21 protein-coding genes are annotated in these 17780 nt (G+C 63.9%); 13 read left to right on the top strand and 8 right to left on the bottom strand.

Annotated elements, in window-relative coordinates:
• Positions 1-15 precede the first annotated feature (15 nt).
• Together KIG99_RS03205 and fur are read left to right on the top strand one after the other, a co-directional pair.
• Entirely contained in the window at positions 16-1290 is a 1275-nt protein-coding gene (locus tag KIG99_RS03205; protein ID WP_226458819.1) for a DUF2325 domain-containing protein, read from the top strand.
• Positions 1287-1721, top strand: coding sequence for a ferric iron uptake transcriptional regulator (gene fur, locus KIG99_RS03200; RefSeq protein ID WP_226458818.1), 435 nt, complete (start codon positions 1287-1289; stop codon positions 1719-1721). Before KIG99_RS03205 ends, fur begins: the two co-directional genes overlap by 4 nt.
• Here the strand turns inward: fur and KIG99_RS03195 are convergent.
• The 8 genes from KIG99_RS03195 to KIG99_RS03160 form a co-directional block, all read right to left on the bottom strand.
• Positions 1718-2581, bottom strand: coding sequence for a bile acid:sodium symporter family protein (locus tag KIG99_RS03195; protein WP_226458817.1), 864 nt, complete (start codon positions 2579-2581; stop codon positions 1718-1720). The genes fur and KIG99_RS03195 overlap by 4 nt on opposite strands.
• Positions 2581-3507: a 1,4-dihydroxy-2-naphthoate octaprenyltransferase gene (gene menA, locus KIG99_RS03190; RefSeq protein ID WP_226458816.1), complete on the bottom strand. Its 927-nt coding sequence runs from the start codon at positions 3505-3507 to the stop codon at positions 2581-2583. Before menA ends, KIG99_RS03195 begins: the two co-directional genes overlap by 1 nt.
• Positions 3508-3621: 114 nt before the next feature.
• A complete protein-coding gene (locus KIG99_RS03185) occupies positions 3622-4260 on the bottom strand; it encodes a hypothetical protein (RefSeq protein WP_226458815.1) in 639 nt (212 codons plus the stop codon).
• Between the two features lie 44 nt (positions 4261-4304).
• Positions 4305-4904, bottom strand: a complete 600-nt coding sequence (locus KIG99_RS03180; RefSeq protein ID WP_226458814.1) for an SCO family protein — start codon at positions 4902-4904, stop codon at positions 4305-4307.
• A gap of 8 nt (positions 4905-4912) precedes the next feature.
• Positions 4913-5281: a hypothetical protein gene (locus tag KIG99_RS03175; protein WP_226458813.1), complete on the bottom strand. Its 369-nt coding sequence runs from the start codon at positions 5279-5281 to the stop codon at positions 4913-4915.
• 38 nt (positions 5282-5319) lie between these two features.
• Positions 5320-5997: a hypothetical protein gene (locus tag KIG99_RS03170; RefSeq protein WP_226458812.1), complete on the bottom strand. Its 678-nt coding sequence runs from the start codon at positions 5995-5997 to the stop codon at positions 5320-5322.
• 89 nt (positions 5998-6086) lie between these two features.
• Complete coding sequence (locus KIG99_RS03165) at positions 6087-6422, bottom strand: hypothetical protein (RefSeq protein WP_226458811.1); 336 nt, start codon at positions 6420-6422, stop codon at positions 6087-6089.
• A 70-nt stretch (positions 6423-6492) separates the two neighbouring features.
• Positions 6493-6948 carry a copper chaperone PCu(A)C gene (locus KIG99_RS03160; RefSeq protein ID WP_226458810.1) on the bottom strand — a complete coding sequence of 152 codons (456 nt, stop codon included), beginning with the start codon at positions 6946-6948 and terminating at the stop codon, positions 6493-6495.
• 226 nt (positions 6949-7174) lie between these two features.
• On the opposite strand from KIG99_RS03160, the gene nosZ reads away from it, so the two are divergent.
• From nosZ to KIG99_RS03105, 11 genes are all read left to right on the top strand, one after another.
• Complete coding sequence (nosZ, locus tag KIG99_RS03155) at positions 7175-9466, top strand: Sec-dependent nitrous-oxide reductase (protein WP_226458809.1); 2292 nt, start codon at positions 7175-7177, stop codon at positions 9464-9466.
• A gap of 84 nt (positions 9467-9550) precedes the next feature.
• Entirely contained in the window at positions 9551-9859 is a 309-nt protein-coding gene (locus KIG99_RS03150) for a c-type cytochrome (protein ID WP_226458808.1), read from the top strand.
• Between the two features lie 104 nt (positions 9860-9963).
• The gene (locus KIG99_RS03145) at positions 9964-10689 is read left to right on the top strand and encodes a c-type cytochrome (protein ID WP_226458807.1); all 726 of its coding nucleotides are present in this window, start codon (positions 9964-9966) and stop codon (positions 10687-10689) included.
• Between the two features lie 88 nt (positions 10690-10777).
• Positions 10778-11755, top strand: a complete 978-nt coding sequence (locus KIG99_RS03140; RefSeq protein WP_226458806.1) for a hypothetical protein — start codon at positions 10778-10780, stop codon at positions 11753-11755.
• Between the two features lie 4 nt (positions 11756-11759).
• A complete protein-coding gene (nosD, locus tag KIG99_RS03135; protein WP_226458805.1) occupies positions 11760-13124 on the top strand; it encodes a nitrous oxide reductase family maturation protein NosD in 1365 nt (454 codons plus the stop codon).
• Positions 13121-14014: a 4Fe-4S dicluster domain-containing protein gene (locus KIG99_RS03130; RefSeq protein WP_226458804.1), complete on the top strand. Its 894-nt coding sequence runs from the start codon at positions 13121-13123 to the stop codon at positions 14012-14014. Before nosD ends, KIG99_RS03130 begins: the two co-directional genes overlap by 4 nt.
• Positions 14011-14976 (top strand): NapH/MauN family ferredoxin-type protein, encoded by a 966-nt coding sequence (locus tag KIG99_RS03125; protein ID WP_226458803.1) that lies wholly within the window; start codon positions 14011-14013, stop codon positions 14974-14976. The genes KIG99_RS03130 and KIG99_RS03125 overlap by 4 nt, the downstream gene beginning before the upstream one ends.
• Before the next feature lie 44 nt (positions 14977-15020).
• Entirely contained in the window at positions 15021-15878 is an 858-nt protein-coding gene (locus tag KIG99_RS03120) for an ABC transporter ATP-binding protein (RefSeq protein ID WP_226458802.1), read from the top strand.
• Positions 15879-15880: 2 nt separating this feature from the next.
• Positions 15881-16369, top strand: coding sequence for a nitrous oxide reductase accessory protein NosL (locus tag KIG99_RS03115; protein WP_226458801.1), 489 nt, complete (start codon positions 15881-15883; stop codon positions 16367-16369).
• A gap of 95 nt (positions 16370-16464) precedes the next feature.
• The gene (locus KIG99_RS03110; RefSeq protein WP_226458800.1) at positions 16465-17292 is read left to right on the top strand and encodes an ABC transporter permease; all 828 of its coding nucleotides are present in this window, start codon (positions 16465-16467) and stop codon (positions 17290-17292) included.
• The gene (locus KIG99_RS03105; RefSeq protein ID WP_226458799.1) at positions 17289-17780 is read left to right on the top strand and encodes a TlpA family protein disulfide reductase; all 492 of its coding nucleotides are present in this window, start codon (positions 17289-17291) and stop codon (positions 17778-17780) included. The genes KIG99_RS03110 and KIG99_RS03105 overlap by 4 nt, the downstream gene beginning before the upstream one ends.

The raw sequence follows: 17780 nt of genomic DNA, 5'->3' as shown, positions 1-17780 counted from the left end.
TTGCGGAGAACATCGATGTCCGGATTTCCCTTTCATGTCGCCGGCGGCTCCTTCGGCAGTGCCCATTCCCTGCTCGCCGAGGCGATGACGCCGCTCGCCCCGCCCAAGGCGCAAGTTGCGGTCGGTTCGCGCCGGCGCAAGCTGTGGGAGATTTCCCACAAGTTCCATTGCCCCATCGTCGGCGTCTGCTTCGAGTGCGACGAATTGCGCCGCCTGATGCACAAGGTCATGCACCTGCCGCGCGATGCCTCGGATTTCATGCTGCACACCACGGCAGTCGGCGCCTGCGAGGAAAGAAGCCGTCTCGCCGAAATCCTGCAGAAATCGCTGGAAAAGCGTTACCAGCTGAGCATTCGCCAGCTCGCCGCCTGCAAGTCGGCCGCCGAACTGCGCCGTGCCTGGCAGGCCGCCTGTCGCACCAAGCGCGACATCCCGGCCGTTCTCTGGGCATGCTGGACGCACCCATGCAGCAACGAGCAGCTCGAGCAGGAAATCTACGGCGACATCCACATGATCCAGCACCAGCTCGGCGCGCATGAGCGCACCGAGCAGCAGTCCCTGGTCAATGCGCAGGCGAAGAATGCCGAGTTGCAGGCCCGCCTCGACGCGGCCTTGGCCGACGCGGAAGATCTGCGCCAGAAGCGCGCGACGCAGGCGCAGGAAGCGGCGCAGACGATCGCCCAGTTGCGCGCCGAACTGGTCGCCAGGGAAGCGCAGGCGAGCAACCTGGCGCGCGCTTCCGATACGCTGCGCGAAGCGCTGCCCGATCTCGAATCGCGCCAGAAACTGACGCAGCGCCTGGCCAATGCCGAAGAGCGGGCGCGCGCGACGCGCCAGGAAAACGAGGAACTGACGCGCGAACTGACCCGCCTGCGCGACTTCGCCAAGTACGCCGAGGAGACCATCGAGTCGCTGAGCCGGACCGACGAAGACGATCTGGCTGATCTGCCCGGGCCGCAGTTGTCGGGCAAATGCGTGCTGTGCGTCGGCGGGCGTTCGGGCAGCGTCAATTCCTACCGCGAGGTGGTCGAGCAGTCGGGCGGCCATTTCCTGCACCACGATGGCGGCCTCGAGGAAAGCCTGCACCGCATCGACGGCGCGCTCGCGGCTGCCGACATCGTCATCTGCCAGGCCGGCTGCATCAGTCACAACGCCTACTGGCGGGTCAAGGAGCAGTGCAAGCGCACCGGCAAGCCCTGCATGTTTGTCAAGAACAGCGGCCTGGGCAGCTTCGGGCGGGCGGTCAACGCGCTGGGCAAGGGCAATTCCGGCGATGGGACGGGCCAATGAATACGAAGGATGAATTGCGCCGCCTCGGTCTCAAGGTCACTTACCCGCGCCAGAAAGTTCTCGAAGTGTTCAGCGGGCATGCCGGCAGCCACTTTGGCGCCGAGGAGGTGCATCGCCTGCTTATCCGCCAGGGCGACGACATCGGCCTGGCCACGGTGTATCGCGTCCTCGCCCAGCTCGATGAGGTCGGTGCGCTGTCGCGCCAGGTCTTTGACGGCAGCAAGTCGGTCTACGAGATCAACGACGGCAAGCACCACGATCACCTGGTCTGCCTCAAGTGCGGCCGGGTCAGGGAATTCGGCGACCCGCTGATCGAGACGCGGCAGCAGGAAATCGCCGCCAGCAACGGCTACCGCCTGGCCGAGCACCACCTGACGCTGTACGGCTACTGTCCGGATTGCGAGCCAGAAAAGGCCAGCCCGCCGAGCTAGGCCGGGCTGGCGTCCGTCGCCGGACAGCGCCGGCGGGCCAGGAAGACGAGGCCGAAAGCCGAGAAATTCATCAGGAAGGCATAGACCACGCTCGGTGCGGCCAGCGCCGGCACCTGCAGCAGCAGGTTGGCGACGAAAATGCCGAGCGCCGCGTTGTGCAGGCCGCATTCCATGGCCAGCGCCAGTTGTTGCCGGCGCGGCAGGCCGCCGAGACCGCCGGCGACGAAACCCAGCCCCATGGTCAGCAGGTTGAGGACGACGAGCAGCGGCCCGAGGCTGGGCAGGTTGCCGAGCACGACTTCGCGCTGGGCGACGAAGGTGGCGAGTACGATGAGGATGAACAATACGGTCGACAGCCGGGCGAGCGGCTTTTCCAGGCGGCCGGCCAGTTGCTGTTTGCGTTGCCGGAAGAACATGCCGAGGCAGACCGGCAGTACGGTGATCAGGAAGACGCCGACGCCGGTGCGCATGGCCGGCATCTGCAGGCTGGCTTCGTTGCCGGCGAAATGCGCCAGCGCCAGGCCGACCGTGAGCGGCAGCGTGAACAGCACGCCGAGGCTGGTGATGGCGGTCAACGAGACCGAAAGCGCCGTTTCGCCGCCGGCGAGCAGGGTGAGCAAACCGGCGCTGACGCCGCCCGGCGTGCTGGCCAGGATCATGACGCCGACCGCCATCTCGCCGCCGATGCCGAACAGGCTGAGGAGCAGAAAGGCGAGCAGCGGCAGGCCGAGGATCTGGATGCCGAGACCGATGCCGATCGCGCGCGGGCTGGCGAAGACGCGCCGGAAATCGGCCGGCTGCAGGCTGATCCCGAGCGAAAACATGATGAAGGCGAGGCTGAGCGGGAGCAGGATATCCATCAGGCGAGTTCGAGCAGGAAACCGGCGGTGAGCAGCACGGCGAGGATCAGGCCGCAGCGCGCGGTGGCCGGCAGCAGAGGATTGAGCGCCGGGGCGCTACTGGCGGCGGCGAAGGCGCGTACCTTGGCAAGTGCGTTGGGCAGGGCGAGCAGGCCGAGCAGGGCGCCGCCGTGACCGAACCAGGCGAGCAGCGGCAGCAGCGCGAAAGGCAGCAGCATCATCAGTGCGTAGGCGCGCGTCGCGCCGGCCCGGCTGAGCAGCGCGGCCAGCGTGCGGCGGCCGACGCGCAGGTCGGCGATGCGGTCGCGCGTGTTGTTGACGACCAGCACGGCGGCGGCCGGCAGGCCGCAGACGAGACCGGCGAGCAGCGTGCTGGCGTCGGGCGCGTGCCCTTGCAGCCAGACGCTGCCGCCGACGGCGAGCACGCCGAAGAAGAAGAGCACGAACAGTTCGCCGAAGGGCGAATAGGAAATCGGCCGTGGGCCGCCCGAGTAGGACCAGCCGGCGAGCAGCGAGGCGAGGCCGATGCCGACGATCGGCCAGCCGCCGACCGCGGCCAGGTAGATGCCGAGCAGGAAGGCGGCGGCAAAGCTGCCCAGCGCGGCGCGCCGCACCGTGCCCGGCGTCACCCAGCCGGCGGCGGTGACGCGTAGCGGGCCGGGACGGTCGGGCAAATCGTTGCCTTTTTCGCAGTCGACCGCATCGTTGTGCAGGTTGGTCGCGATCTGGATCAGCGTCGCGCAGCACAGCGCGGCAAACAGGGCCAGCCAGTGTACGTTGCTGCCTTCGGCCCAGGCCAGGCTGGAACCGACGAGAACGGGGGCGACCGAAACGCTCAGCGTGCGCGGCCGGATCGCCAGCCAGGCAATGCGCCAGGCCTTGGGGCGGGTTACCGGGTAAGCGAGGGGCGGCGGCAGTTTGGTCAACGGATCGGACTTTCGGCTAGAGAGAATGGCTGGCCCGCAGCGGTCGACCGGCGGGCAGAACGTATTTTCACCTAAAAACATCGGTCGACCGTGGATTCGTTCGGCAGCAGTTTTTCAGTAACCCTGCCAGGCGCAGCCGCGCAGGAGCTTGCCCGGGCGCCGCAGCTCGGCCTGCCAGCCGAACAGGCTGTTCTTGTCCTGGCTGCTGCACAATTGCCGGGTCAGCCGCCATTGTTCGGGCCGCTCCTTGCCGACTGCAATGTTGACGGCTTCGCCGCTCGCATCGATGACGATTTCCTTCTGCCGGAATTCGGGCTGGCCGGCCTGTTCCAGCCGGACTTGCTGCTCGCTCAGGTGCATTGCCCAGTCCGGCGCATTGCCGAGGGCGCGCCATTTCTCGTCCGGATTGGCGCTGGCCTGGCAGCGCGCATCGGTGTGGGCAAAGTTGATCCACGACACCTTGAGGCGATCGGCTTCGGCCAGACCCATGAATTCGACGTAGAGCGGCTTGTTTTCAGCGAGGCCGAGCTTGACCAGGGCGGCGCTCAGCTGCTGGCCGGGCGAGGTGTCTTCGAGCTGGACGTAGGTGCGCTCGCGGCAGGGCGTGAAAATCATCCGGCCGGCGTGTTGCAGCAACAGGCCGCGGGCGATTTTCTCGCTGGCCGGGGGGCTGTCGGCGTCGGCTGCACTGGCGAACAGCGGCAGCGTGGCGCAGCAAAGGGCGATGAAATGGTGGAGCGGATGTTTAGCCATGATCTTTCCTGGGAAGCCGGAGGGCTGCGGGTAAATGCCGGAACTCAGCGCTGCGCTTCGAGCGTGCTCAGGAAGACGCGGAGTTCGGCGAGGATTTCATCAACCGGTCGGCCGTAAGCGAATTTCTTGACGAACTGGCCGGCGGGATCGAGCAAATAGAGTCCTGCCGAATGGTCGACCGCATAGTTTTTGGCATCCTTGCCGGCGACCTTGGCATAGCGCACCCGGTAGTTGCGCGCCGCACGCTGGACCAGTTCGGGTGTGCCGCTCAGGCCGAGGATGCGGGCATCGAAGAAGCGCGTGTAGGTTTGCAGCACGCGCGGCGTGTCGCGCTCCGGATCGACCGAAATGAAGATGCCTTGCACGCGGTCGGCGTCGGGGCCGAGCTGTTTGAGCAGTTCGGCCATGTCGACCAGCGTGGTCGGACAGATGTCCGGGCAATAGGTGTAGCCGAAAGCGATCAGCTGGAAACGGCCGCGCCAGTCCTGGTCGCTGACCGCCTGACCATCCGGGCCGATCAGCAGGTAGCGCGGATTGACCGTAGTGGCTTCGCCGGCGAGCAACTGGTGGGCCGGCTCGGCGAGCGCCGGCACGGCGGTCAGCAGGGAGCCGAGGTAAAGCAGGATCAGCCAGCGCCGCAGCATGACCATGCTCAGTGTGCTTGCCCGACGGCGCGGCGCAATTCGACGGCGGCAGCATCAACCCGGCCGGCCAGTGACTTGCTGTCCGGGCAGGCCTTGCCGGCCTGGCCCTGTGCCAGATACGCTTCCTGGGTGGCTTGTTCGAATGCTTCGCCGACCGTCCGCTCCTTGGGCGCGTCCTGGATCAGGATGTTGCGCAGGCGGGTGCTCAGTGCCATTTGCTTGCAGGCCAGGGCCTGGCCATTGAGCTGGCCGAGGCTGCTGACGCTGGCCTGCAGTGCTGGCGTCAGTTCGTCGGCGGCGAGGCAGTTGCCGGCGGTCAACGCGCCGGCCAGGGCAAAAACGAGCGTGCGGGCGAGGCTGGGCTTGGGGTGGGTCATGGCATATCCGTAATCAGGAGTGGAGCGCGGGCTGGGCATCAGGGGGCCGCCTGCGGCAGGGGAGTGACGCTGCTGATTATGGTCGCGCTTTGGCGGTCGACAAAGTCGATCGCCTGTAGCTTGCCGATCAGGTAACGTTTTTTCAGGGTGAAATCGACCGGCTGGCCGTGCGTCGCCTTCCAGAAGGTGGTGCTTTCGCTGCTCAGCGGTTCCTCCAGGCAGGCCCGGGCGCGCATGGCCGTGCCGGCGGCCAGGCTGGTCGGCAGATGGCTGGCAAAACCGGCGGCGTCATTGACTTCGCGTCGGTAGAAATCATAAATATTGTCGAAGGCGAGGAAGTAATCGTAGCGCCAGCGCACCTGCATGGTCTGCATTTCGCCGATCTGGTCTTCTGCCCGGTATTCGCCGCGGGCTTCCTCGGTCGAGCCGAGGGGCAGGTATTTGTAGCGGTAATAGTCTTCCAGCTCGGGCTGGCTGCCCGGCTGCCAGCTCCAGCCCTCGGCGACGTTGTTGAAGGCCATCGGGTAGGTCAGTTCGCCGTTGTCGCCGTTCAGCCCCGGCCCGTTGCCGAGGTCAACGTCGACTTCGAAGCAGGTGCCGGCTTTGGCCTGGCCGGCGAGACGTGCGTACAGGCTGGCACCGCCTTCGGCGTGGGCAATGCCGGGCAGTGCTGCGACCAGTAGCAGCGAAACAAGCCGGCGGGGCAGTGAGATCATGGTTTTGCATCCGGGTGCATGGAGCCGCCATTCTTTCCCGCCCGGCCGCCAGCAAAAATGATCTTGATCAATTTGGCTTGCGACTTGCCTCAGTCGCTGCCCGGCGCTGCCCCCATCATTTCGTTGCAGGTGGCGCGGCCGAAGGTCTCGGCGTGGCGGCGGGCGGCGATTTGCGGCTCGGCGTAGATGCGGCGGGTGATGTGGTTGGCGATACGCGGGCCGCGGCTGCCGTCTTCGACAAACAGCTTCATCGGCCGGCCCTGTTCGCGGTCGTAGAAGGCCTGCAGCGCCTGGTCGCGCATCCGCTCGCAGAAACGGATGCGTTCGGCGTCGGGCAGGCTGTCGTCGATCTTGCCGTGGGCGTGTTCGGCCAGGGCGGAACCCATGCAGAGCAGGGCAAGCAGGGTGGTGAGCAGTGTTTTCATGTGCAGGCCTGGCGGTGGAAAAATTCCGTTTCCAGACGGTCGACCGCCTGGAAAGAGCAAAAAAGCGTGTTCAGTGCTGCATCCGCATGCCGGTCGGCAGCGGACGCATGACCTTGGCGTCGACCTGTTTGCTGCTGCCGTCGTCGAAGCCCAGGGTGATCGGCACGCTGTCGCCTTCCTTCATCGGCGCCTTCAGGTCGATCAGCATGATGTGCAGGCCGCCCGGCTGGAGCAGGGCTTCGCCGCCGGCCTTGATCTCGATGCCCGGCACCTGGCGCATTTTCATGACGCCCGCTTCGTTCAGATGCGTGTGCAGTTCGGTCAGCCGGCTTGCCGGATTGTCGGCCTTGACGATTTTGACGTCCTTGCCGCCGGTATTCCTGATCACCATGAAGGCGCCGGCTGCCGGCGCATTGGGCGGGGCGAGCCGGACATAGGGTTGATGGACTTCGACCTGGTCGGCGGCAGCGGCAAGCAGGCCGCCCGAGAAGAGCAGGCCGGCGGCGAAAAAGACGGGATGGCGCATGGAAGATCCTTTCTGGATGAGGGTTTCGGCTGTTCCGGAGCGCGCGGATTGCGGCGCCACAAGGCATATCCGCATTTTCCTCACAATTAGCGGATTGGAATTAACAGACATCAATTTTTTAAAAATCGGCCTGGCTTACAGTGCGACAAATTGCCGCAGCGGCATCTGGTCGCTGGCGACGATGGGGGCAGGCCGTATTACTTCTGTTTTGTTGGGAGATATTCAAATGCAAAAATTTGCAGTCAAATCCAGTGTGCTGCTCATTGCAGCCGGGATCGGGCTCAGCGCCGCAAGCGCCTGGGCCGCCGAGTCGCTACAGGACGTGATGAAGCGTCGCAACTTGAGTCAGCAGGATCTGCTGGCCGCATCCAAGACCTACGTGCCGACCGGCAAGCGCGACGATTTCGTCGCCTTCAGCTCGGGCGGCCAGTCCGGCCAGGTCATCGTTTATGGCATTCCGTCGATGCGCATCCTGAAATACATGGGTGTGTTCACGCCGGAACCCTGGCAGGGCTACGGTTTCGATGAAGAGTCCAAGCGCGTCCTGCGCCAGGGCAACATCGACGGCAAGGAAATCAACTGGGGCGACACGCACCACCCGGCCATTTCCGAAACCCAGGGCAAGTACGACGGCCAGTTCCTGTTCATCAACGACAAGGCCAATCCGCGTCTCGCCGTGATCGACCTGCGCGACTTCGAAACCAAGCAGATCGTGGTCAACCCGATCTTCAAGTCGGAACACGGCGGTGCCTTCGTCACGCCGAACACCGACTACATCATCGAAGCCGCCCAGTACGCCTCGCCGCTCGAGAACAAGAAGTTCTACCCGCTCGAAGAGTTCAACGAGAAGTATCGCGGCGGCATCACCTACTGGAAGTTCGACCGCAAGGAAGGCCGCATCGATCCGAGCCAGTCCTTCTCGATCGAACTGCCGCCGTACTCGCAGGACTTGTCGGATGCCGGCAAGGGTCCGTCTGACGGCTGGTCGTTCACCAACTCCTTCTGTTCCGAGCGTTACGTCGGTGGCATCGAAAAGGGCCGTCCGCCGTATGAAGCCGGTTGTTCCGCCAAGGACACCGACTACCTGCACGTGATCAACTGGAAGAAGGCCGCCGAACTGGTTGCCCAGGGCAAGGCCAAGACCATCAACGGCCACAAGGTGCTGATGATGGAAACCGCGATCAAGGAAGGCATCCTCTTCCTGGTACCGGAACCGAAGTCGCCGCACGGCGTTGACGTGACCCCGGACGGCAAGTTCCTGACCGTCGCCGGCAAGCTCGACACGCACGTTTCCGTGTTCTCCTTCGAAAAGATCCAGGCCGCGATCAAGGCCGGCAAGTTCGAATCCAAGGATCCGTACGGCATTCCGGTGATCGGCATGAAGGATGCGCTGTCCACCCAGGTCCAGCTCGGCCTCGGCCCGCTGCACACCCAGTACGACAGCAAGCCCTGTATCGCCTACACCTCGCTCTATGTCGATTCCCAGGTCGTCAAATGGAATCACTGCGAAGGCAAGGTGCTCGACAAGATCTCCGTGCACTACAACATCGGTCACCTGATGACCATGGAAGGCGACTCGGCTGATCCGAAGGGCCGTTACCTGGTGGCGCTGAACAAGCTGTCGATCGACCGTTTCAACCCGGTTGGCCCGCTGCATCCGCAAAACCACCAGCTGATCGATATCTCGAACGACAAGATGCAACTCCTGTACGACATGCCGATTCCGCTCGGCGAGCCGCACTACGTGGTTGCCATCGAAGCCTCCAAGCTGAAGCCGGGCGTGCGCTACAAGGTCGGGACCGACTCCCGTACCGACAAGCCGAATCCGGGCGCTGTTCGTGCCGGCGAGGAAAAGATCGTCAAGAAGGGCAACAAGATCGAAGTCTTCGGGACGCTGATCCGCTCGCACATCACGCCGGAAACCATCGAGGCCGAAGTGGGTGACGAAATCACCATCCACCTGACCAACCTCGAACGGGCCCAGGATGAAACGCACGGTTTCGCCGTGTCGACCTTCAACGTGCATGCCTCGATCGAGCCGGGCAAGACGGTTACCGTCAAGTTCAAGGCCGACAAGGAAGGCGTCTATCCGTACTACTGCACGGAATTCTGCTCGGCGCTGCACCTGGAAATGCAGGGTTACCTGCTGGTCAAGCCGAAGGGCTGGAAGCCGGGCAAGACGGTTGAAGTCAAGGCCAGCTACACCGAAACCGACTACAAGGCGACGGTGAAGAAGGTGGCAGATACGCAAGCCGTCATCGATTCCGTGGTCGGCTACATCGTCAGCACCAACTACAAGGACTTCCCGGACGTGGTGAACATGGTCGAAGATGCAACCGACCAGCTCAACAAGATGAAGGAAGCCAAGGCCAAGCACGAAGCCGCTGCTGTCAAGAAGGACTGGGACCAGGCCAACCTGTGGGCCGAACAAGTCTGGCAATACCAGGTCAAGGCAGCCGACATCGGTCTGCGCGCCAAGACCTATCTTGAGCAGAACGGTGCCAAGAAGGTCAAGTAAGTCTGATGCCTCGATCCCCGATCGAGGCTGACCAAAGGGGGCGGCGAGCGCCGTCCCCTGTTTCCCGATTCAGGAGAGAGATAGATGAAACTAATCCTTGCACTGCTTGCCGCCGGCCTCGTTGCCAGCCCTGTGATTGCGGCCCCGGACGGCGCCGCGCTGTATGCCGACAAAACCTGCAATGCCTGTCACGGCCCCAAGGGCGACAAGCCGCTGATGCCGAATTACCCGAAGATTGCCGGCCAGAACGCCGCCTACACCGAACAGCAGATGAAGGACATCAAGAGCGGTGCCCGCAACAACGGCCAGACGGCCGCCATGAAGGGCGTCATGCACCTGGTGAACGATGAGGAAATCAAGGCGATCTCGATTTTTCTCGCCAAACTGAAATAGATCGTTGACCGTTCCCCGGAACTGATACTTATCAAGGAATCCGGGGTTTCGACTGCCGACAATGGTCTGGCATTTCGAACAACACACCATCGAGGACATCGAAAATGAAAGCATCACTGTTGCTGATCGGCCTGCTCAGTGCAGGCGTCGCCCTGGCGGGGCCGCCGGCCCCGAAGCAGGAAGGTATCGAAGGCAAGAATTACAAGTGGAATGCCCAGGAGGGCGAAAAGGTCGAGGCGCTGCACAAGAAGGGCGACGTCAAGAACGGCCTTGAAGCCTATGAAGTCTGCGGCGCCTGTCACCTGCCGTCCGGCGCCGGTCGTCCCGACGGTACCTTCCCGCAACTGGCCGGCCAGCACTCGACCGTGCTGATCAAGCAGATGGCCGACATCCGGGCCGGTCTGCGCGACAATCCGACGATGTATCCGTTTGCCATCACGCTGACCGATCCGCAGGAACTGGCCGACGCTGCCGCCTACATCAACAGCCTGTGCATCCCGATCGAGCATGGCAAGTACGAAGGCGTCGATGCCGCCATGCAGGTTGCCAAGGGCAAGGAGCTGTACGAAAAGCAGTGTCTCGAGTGCCACGGCAAGAACGGCGAGGGCGACAAGGCCAAGTTCTATCCGGTGATCGCCGGTCAGCATTACAAGTACCTGCTGCGCCAGATGACCGAGATTCGCGACGGCCATCGCCGCAATGCCAACCCGGACATGGTCAAGGTCATCAAGCCCTACACCAACGAACAGCTGGTGGCGATCTCCGCTTACCAGTCCAGCCTGGTAATGCCGGGTAATATGTGCAAGCCGAAGGCCGGCAAGAAGAAGTAAGAGCAGTCATTGTATTGCCCGCTGCCCGCCCGAGGTGGGCAGCGTTTCTCCCGCAGGAAATCCGGGGGTCAAAAGAACAGAGAGCGGCATGATGGAAAAACAGAACAAAATCGTCGGTGGGCTGACCTTCATTGCGCTGGTCGCGCTGGTCGCCGCCTATTTCGCACCGATCTGGTGGGTCTCGCTGACCGCCCCGAACTATCCGCCCGATGCCTTCCCGGACGGCATCCGCATCCATTTCCATTTCGACGGCGTCTATAACGGCTGCAAGGCGGCCGGCAAGGGCACGCGCATGGCCGGCGAAATCATCCAGAAGGACCTCGCGGCCGAGGACGAACGCTACAACCCGATCACCGATGCCGCCAAGAATGTCGACAAGGGCGCCGAAGGCCTCGACTGCGTGCATGAGATGAACACCATCAACCACTATGTCGGCATGTTCCCGATCGCCACCGGGGCACCGGTCGAAAAGCCGCTCGCCAAGTTCTTCTTCGGCTTCTTCGCGGTGATGATGCTGGCCTTCGCCCTGCCCAGGAAAAAGCCGCGTTTGATCGTGTTGACCGCCGGCTTCGCCGCCGTCGCTGCCTGGATCATCGTCGACCAGTTCGTGCTCGGTCATCTCGAAAGCCATGTCCAGGATTACATGCGCGAATCCGGTACGTTCTTCAAGGACATGGACCGCATCCAGCAATGGGGCGACAACGTGCGCCAGGTGTCGCAATTCGTCATCTTCGGACTGCTTGCGGTAATGGGCATCGTCATTGCAGGCACCGCGAAGATCCGCCCCTTCCAGCTTCTGCTGGCTCTGGTTCCAGCCTTGCTGCCGGTCTTTTTCGTGATCACCTACGCCGGCTGGCTGTGGTTCTTCGGCCACAACATGCACCCGTGGGGCGCCTTCACGGTCAAGCCCTTCATGCCCACCGTGTTCGGCGAAGGCAAGGTCGCGCAATTCTCGACCTTCTCCTATCCGTACTGGGGCTATGGCCTGCTCGTCATCATCTTCGCCTGCCTGATGCTGGCGCTGCTGATCCGGCGCAAGCAGTTGCGCGAAGGCCAGGCCGAGTAGCAGCATGCGGTATCTGAGCACATTGGGCCGGGCCGGGCTGGCCGCAGCCATGTTGCTGGTCATCCCGATCGGCAAGACGGCGCCGGAGCGCGAGGTCGGCGCCGACATGGGGGGCGCGCCGCGGGTCGGCATCGACCGTCCGAAACCGACCTACATGCTGATGCAGCGCGACAAGCGCGTGCATGGCCTGAAACCCTTCCAGGTGCTGGTCGACCAGGCGGTGCCGGGCTCGGTGATCAAGCCGGAACCCGGCGTCTATGCCGGCCCGGTCGTCATCGACAAGCCGCTGACCATCGAGGGCGGCGGCCTGGTCACCATCGATGCCGGCGACCGCGGCACGGTCATGGTGCTCAATGCCGACCATGCGGTGATTCGCGGCCTGCACCTGACCGGTTCCGGCGATTCGCACGACACCGACGATTCCTGCCTCGACGTGCGCGGCAACCACAACGTCGTCGAAAACAACACGCTCGACAACTGCCTGTTCGGCATCGACCTCAAGCAGTCGAGCAACAGCGTCGTACGCAACAACAAGGTGCGCTCCAAGGACCGCGAGCTCGGTGCGCGCGGCGACGGCCTGCGCCTGTGGTACAGCAACGACAACCTGATCGAGGGCAACGAGATCATCGATTCGCGCGACATGGTCGCCTGGTATTCGCACCGCAACATCTTCCGCGGCAATCTCGGCCGGCGCAGCCGCTACTCGCTGCATTTCATGTTCGCCAACGACAACGAGGTCGAGAACAACCGCTTCTACGACAACGCGGTCGGCGTCTATTACATGTACACCGAAGGCGGCGTCGCCCGCGACAACGTGATCTCGCATGCCACCGGCGCGACCGGCATGGGCTTCGGTTTCAAGGAAGCCTCCGGCACGCTGCTCGAGAACAACGAAATCATCTATTGCGGCATCGGCATCGGCTCCGACCTGTCGCCCTTCCAGCCCGACAGCACCATCGAGATCCGCGGCAACCGCTTTGCCTACAACGGCATCGGTATCCAGTTCAACAGCGAGACGGGCGGCAACAACGTCGTCGACAACATCTTCGAGGGCAACCTGACGCAGGTCAGCTACGGTGGACGCGGCGACAACAACAATAACGCGCGCAATTTCTGGCAGGGCAACTACTGGGACGACTACCAGGGTTTCGACCGTGACGGCGACGGCTACGGCGACCAGAAGCACGAGCTCTACGCCTACGCCGACCAGATCTGGATGGAAATGCCGATTGCCCGCTTCTTCCGCAGCTCGCCGGTCATGGAACTGCTCGATTTCCTCGAGCGCCTGGCCCCGTTCTCAACCCCCGACCTGATCCTGCGCGACGAAAAGCCACGCTTCATCAAGCCCGCACGGCTGGCCCTGTCATGAACGCTCCTGTCGAAAAACCGAAAAAGCCGGCGATGTCGCTGGAAAAAGCCGCCAAGGCGCGGCGCAAGTTTCTCCAGTCGGTCGGTTTGACCGGCGGTGTGGTCGGCCTCTCGCTGCTCGGCTACATCCCGGTCCTGGGCGCTTCGGCGCACCGCCTGCGCCCGCCCGGCGCGCTCAACGAGGCCGATTTTCTGTCCTCGTGCATCAAGTGCGGCCAGTGCGTCCAGGTCTGCCCGGTTGAGGCGATCAAGCTCGGCGACATGATCGATGGCTTCGGCGTCGGCGTGCCGCACATCGACCCGCGCCAGCAGGCCTGCGATTTCTCCTGCGATGCCGTGCAGTGCATCCTGGCCTGTCCGACCGGCTCGCTGACCTACAAGAAGCCGCCTTTCCTGAATATCCGCGAGGGCGCCTTGCTCGCTGCGGCGCCCATCCTCAAGGCCAAGGAAAACGATCCCGAGCCGACGCTCAATCTCAAGGAACGCATCGGCGTTGCCCGCCTGGCCCGGCCGTCCGCCTGCCTGGCCGTGCAGGGCAAGGGCTTCAAGGGGCAGGCGCGCGGCGCCGGCTTCCCCGGAAAAATGCGTTACATGGACGTCGACCGCTGGAAACCGATCCCGATCGCCGAGCATCCCTACGACCTGCCGCTGTGCGACCTGTGCGTGCGCGAATGCCCGGTCAAGGGCGCCATCGAGTTGCGCCCCTTCAAGTCGGCCGACGGCACGTCGCGCATGCAGCCGGTCGTTCTCGAACCCTGCGTCGGCTGCGGCGTCTGCGAAATGGTCTGCCCGGCCGAGCCGGCGGCGATCGTCGTCGATGCACAGGCGACCTGGCACGGCGAAGTCGCGCTGGCACCGGCACCGGCCGTCACGCCGAAGGAGCCGTCATGAGCCGCTTTGCCGATCTGTTCATGGGCATGCTCGGCGCCGCGCCGAAGAAGCCCGAGGTGGTGTCCGAGCGGGTGCAGACGATCATGTTCCGCAAGTACGAGGACAAGGATCGCTACATCAAGGAAAAGATGCATGCCCGCGACCATCACCTGGTCAGTCACAAGTGGCGCAACCGGCGCTGGGCGGTGCTGCTGGCGGTCAACCTGCTGTTTGTCTTCAGTTTCTGGCTCGACATCCAGATTCTCGAGGGCGCGCTGACCGCCTCGCGCTTCGTCGGCTTCCACCTGATCGACCTCAACTCGGCGCTGCAGGTGATGCTCGCCCACAAGCACATCATCGTTAACCTGTTCATCGGCACCTTCACGGTCTTCCTGATCTGGGTGCTGCTCGGCGGCCGGACCTTCTGTTCCTGGGTCTGTCCCTACCACCTGCTCGCCGAGTGGGCCGAGGCGCTGCATCTCAAGCTGGTCGAAAAGAAGCTGGTCACCGATCACGAGTTCCACCGCGGCACGCGTACCGTGTTCTGGCTGCTCTTTGCGCTGCTTGCCATCGTCACCGGCTACACCGTGTTCGAAACCCTGTCGCCGACCGGCATCCTGTCGCGCGCCCTGATCTACGGGCCGGGTCTGGCGCTGGGCTGGGTCGGGCTGCTGCTGGTGTTCGAGATCGTCTATTCGCGCCGCGCCTGGTGCCGTTACGTCTGCCCGATCGGTCTCACCTACGGCGCGGTCGGCAGCCTGTCGCCGCTGCGCGTCAGCTTCCACGTCGAGCATTGCTTCCACGAGGGCGACTGCCGCAAGGTCTGTCTCGTGCCGCACGTGCTCGACGTCACCGTCAAGGGCCGGGCGAGCGAGGAAAGCATGAGCCTCGGGCCGGACTGCACGCGCTGCGGCCTGTGCGTCGATGTCTGCCCGACCGGCGCCCTGCGTTATGAAGTCAAGGGTCTGTCGCAACTGCTCTGAGCGGTCGACCCGATAAAAACAGGCATTTTCATTCGATGACCCCCATGATCCAATTCAACAACCTGGCCAAGACCTTCCGCCGCGCCCGTGTCCTCGACGGCATCAGCCTCGACATCGGGCTCGGCGAGCGCGTCGCGCTGATCGGCTCGAACGGTGCCGGCAAGACGACGCTGATCCGCTGCCTGCTCGGCGAGTACACCTTCGACGGCACGGTCGCCATCGCCGGCCTCGATCCGCGCCAGAACCGCACCGAGGTGCTCGGCAACATCGGCTTCGTGCCGCAGCTGCCGCCGCCGCTCAAGATGCCGGTCGGCCAGCTGATCGAATTCTCGGCCGCGCTGTGCGGCACCGACCCGCAGCGCATCCACGCCATCGCGCGCCGACTCGGGCTCGATCTCGAAAGCATCCTGGCACGCCAGTTCGTGCGCCTGTCCGGCGGCATGAAGCAGAAGCTGCTGATCGCCATCGCGCTCGGTCGCGATGCCAAGGTGCTGGTCATGGACGAGCCGGCCGCCAATCTCGACCCAGAAGCGCGCAAGATATTCTTCGATCTGCTCGCCGAACGTCTCGACGATGCGACGATGATCATCTCCAGCCACCGCCTCGACGAGGTCTCGGCCCTGGTCAACCGGGTGATCGAGATGGACATGGGCAAGATCGTGCTCGACGACAAGGTTGCCGACGCCGTGACGCTGACCGCGGTGCTCGATTGCCGCATCGCCCTGAGCCGTTTCGAGCCGGCCTTCGCCAAGGCGCTCGACGGCTGGAAATTCACCGCCAGCGCCGACAACCTGGTCTGGGAAGGCGCCATCGCCGGCCCGGATCGCCTGCGTTTCCTCGGCATCGTGTCGCGCTACACGGCGCTGGTCAGCGACTTGTCGCTGACCGAGGCGAGGGGCTGAGCATGTGCCAGTCCGGACGTCGCCACTTCATCGGTCGACTCGCCCTCGGCGGCATTTTCCTGACCCCGCTTGCCGTCGCATTGTCCGGTTGCCGCAAGGATAACTGGCCGGAGGGGATGACCGAGATCCGCTGGGATCGCACGACCTGCCAGCGTTGCGGCATGGTCGTCTCGGACAGCCGTTTCGCTGCCGAGATCGTCGGCGGCCCGAACAATACGGCCTTCATCTTCGACGATGTCGGTTGCCTGGTGTTCTGGCTGCGCGACAAGGCGGCGCAATACCCGTGGCTGAACGATGCGGCGACCCGGCTCTGGGTCGCTGACAGCGACAGCCCGGGCCGCGATAAGGTGCGCTGGTTCGATCCGCGCCAGGTTCACTACGCCGCCAAGTCGTCGCCGATGGCTTACAACTTTGGCGCTGTCGGCAGTCCGCTGCCGGGCAGTGTCGATTTCAATGAAATGCGCCGGCTGACGCTGGCCAAGGGAAAGTAAGTTGGTAGTTGTCAGGAGTTTGAGATGTTAGTAAGCATTGCACTCGCATCTTTCCCTGCCAACTCGCTCCTGAATCCTGAATACTGGATCCTCAAATGAAACAACTGTGGTTGACCGCCAAGCTCGATATCGTCGAATCCCTGCGTGCACGCTGGTTCCAGATCTACACGCTGATCTTCGGCGGCATCGTTGCGCTGCTCTTCCTGTTCGGCCTGACCGAGTCGCGCGTGCTCGGCTTCATCGGCCTGTCGCGCCTGCTCGTCACCTACATCCAGCTGACCATGGCGATCCTGCCCATCTTCGTGCTGATCACCACGGTGCGCTCGGTGGCCGGCGACCGCGAGGCGGGCGTCTTCGAATACCTGTTGTCGCTGCCGGTGTCGCTGTTCGCGTGGTTCTGGGGCAAGATCATCGGCCGCTACATCGTCGTCTTCGCGCCGGTCTTCCTCGCCATGCTGGCCGCGGTCGGTTGGGCGACCATCCAGGGCATCGAGGTGCCGTGGGCGATCTTCGGCTATTACAGCGCCTTGCTCGCCGTGATGTCGGCCTGCTTCCTCGGCATCGGCATGCTGATCTCGGCCCTGGCGCGCAGTACCGACATGGCGCAGGGCGCCGCCTTCATGGTCTGGCTCGGCCTGCTCCTCTTCCTCGACCTGATCCTGCTCGGTGTCATGATCCAGGGCAAGGTGGCGCCCGAAGTCGCCGTCATGCTCGCCCTGCTCAATCCGCTGCAGGTCTTCCGCACCGCGGCGCTCGCCATGTTCGACCCGCAACTGATCGTGCTCGGGCCGTCCGCCTACGTCGTACTCGACCTGTTCGGCGCCGAGGGCTTCCGCCTGTTCGCACTGGTCTATCCGACGCTGATCGGCCTGCTCAGCGCCTGCGCCGGTTACTTCGTCTTCAAGCGCGGTGATCTGCCGTGAAATACCGCCTGGCGCTGTTCGCCCTGCTCGGCTGGGCCGCCCTGGCGCTGGCCGAGCCGGTGCCGGGTAATCCGCTTTTCGCGACCTCCTTCAACGATCTCGCCGGCCAGCCGCAGGCTTTGCGCCAATGGCAGGGCAAGCCGCTCATCGTCAATTTCTGGGCGCGCTGGTGCGGCCCCTGTCGCGCCGAAATTCCCGATTTTGCCAAGGTCGACCGCCTGTACAAGGGCAAGGGGCTGGTGGTGCTCGGTATCGGCATCGAAGACCAGGCCGACCCGGTGCGCGAGTTCGCCAAGGCCTACGAGATGGACTACCGCGTGCTGATCGGCAAGACGCAGGGCCTGGAACTGATGCAGGCGCTTGGCAACAAGGTCATGGGTTTGCCCTTCACCGTGGCGGTCGACCGTAGCGGCAAGGTCATTCTTGCCCGCGCCGGGCGGATCAGCCCGGCCGAGCTGAGCGCCGCCGCCGAAGCGCTGCTCAAGTAG

Source organism: Quatrionicoccus australiensis (assembly GCF_020510425.1).
Lineage (GTDB): Bacteria > Pseudomonadota > Gammaproteobacteria > Burkholderiales > Rhodocyclaceae > Azonexus > Azonexus australiensis_A.
The sequence above is the reverse complement of the archived record's forward strand: the minus strand, read 5'-3'. Positions and strand labels throughout refer to the sequence as shown.

What these genes read in the sequence shown, in the direction of transcription:
- KIG99_RS03170 (WP_226458812.1), bottom strand. Translation starts at nt 5,997, where the DNA reads ATGATCTCACTGCCCCGCCGGCTTGTTTCGCTGCTACTGGTCGCAGCA.
- KIG99_RS03150 (WP_226458808.1), top strand. Translation starts at nt 9,551, where the DNA reads ATGAAACTAATCCTTGCACTGCTTGCCGCCGGCCTCGTTGCCAGCCCT.
- KIG99_RS03115 (WP_226458801.1), top strand. Translation starts at nt 15,881, where the DNA reads ATGTGCCAGTCCGGACGTCGCCACTTCATCGGTCGACTCGCCCTCGGC.
- KIG99_RS03180 (WP_226458814.1), bottom strand. Translation starts at nt 4,904, where the DNA reads ATGCTGCGGCGCTGGCTGATCCTGCTTTACCTCGGCTCCCTGCTGACC.
- nosD (WP_226458805.1), top strand. Translation starts at nt 11,760, where the DNA reads ATGCGGTATCTGAGCACATTGGGCCGGGCCGGGCTGGCCGCAGCCATG.
- nosZ (WP_226458809.1), top strand. Translation starts at nt 7,175, where the DNA reads ATGCAAAAATTTGCAGTCAAATCCAGTGTGCTGCTCATTGCAGCCGGG.
- KIG99_RS03120 (WP_226458802.1), top strand. Translation starts at nt 15,021, where the DNA reads ATGATCCAATTCAACAACCTGGCCAAGACCTTCCGCCGCGCCCGTGTC.
- KIG99_RS03185 (WP_226458815.1), bottom strand. Translation starts at nt 4,260, where the DNA reads ATGGCTAAACATCCGCTCCACCATTTCATCGCCCTTTGCTGCGCCACG.
- KIG99_RS03195 (WP_226458817.1), bottom strand. Translation starts at nt 2,581, where the DNA reads ATGGATATCCTGCTCCCGCTCAGCCTCGCCTTCATCATGTTTTCGCTC.
- KIG99_RS03130 (WP_226458804.1), top strand. Translation starts at nt 13,121, where the DNA reads ATGAACGCTCCTGTCGAAAAACCGAAAAAGCCGGCGATGTCGCTGGAA.
- KIG99_RS03125 (WP_226458803.1), top strand. Translation starts at nt 14,011, where the DNA reads ATGAGCCGCTTTGCCGATCTGTTCATGGGCATGCTCGGCGCCGCGCCG.
- KIG99_RS03165 (WP_226458811.1), bottom strand. Translation starts at nt 6,422, where the DNA reads ATGAAAACACTGCTCACCACCCTGCTTGCCCTGCTCTGCATGGGTTCC.
- KIG99_RS03160 (WP_226458810.1), bottom strand. Translation starts at nt 6,948, where the DNA reads ATGCGCCATCCCGTCTTTTTCGCCGCCGGCCTGCTCTTCTCGGGCGGC.
- KIG99_RS03110 (WP_226458800.1), top strand. Translation starts at nt 16,465, where the DNA reads ATGAAACAACTGTGGTTGACCGCCAAGCTCGATATCGTCGAATCCCTG.
- KIG99_RS03205 (WP_226458819.1), top strand. Translation starts at nt 16, where the DNA reads ATGTCCGGATTTCCCTTTCATGTCGCCGGCGGCTCCTTCGGCAGTGCC.
- KIG99_RS03140 (WP_226458806.1), top strand. Translation starts at nt 10,778, where the DNA reads ATGATGGAAAAACAGAACAAAATCGTCGGTGGGCTGACCTTCATTGCG.
- fur (WP_226458818.1), top strand. Translation starts at nt 1,287, where the DNA reads ATGAATACGAAGGATGAATTGCGCCGCCTCGGTCTCAAGGTCACTTAC.
- KIG99_RS03145 (WP_226458807.1), top strand. Translation starts at nt 9,964, where the DNA reads ATGAAAGCATCACTGTTGCTGATCGGCCTGCTCAGTGCAGGCGTCGCC.
- KIG99_RS03175 (WP_226458813.1), bottom strand. Translation starts at nt 5,281, where the DNA reads ATGACCCACCCCAAGCCCAGCCTCGCCCGCACGCTCGTTTTTGCCCTG.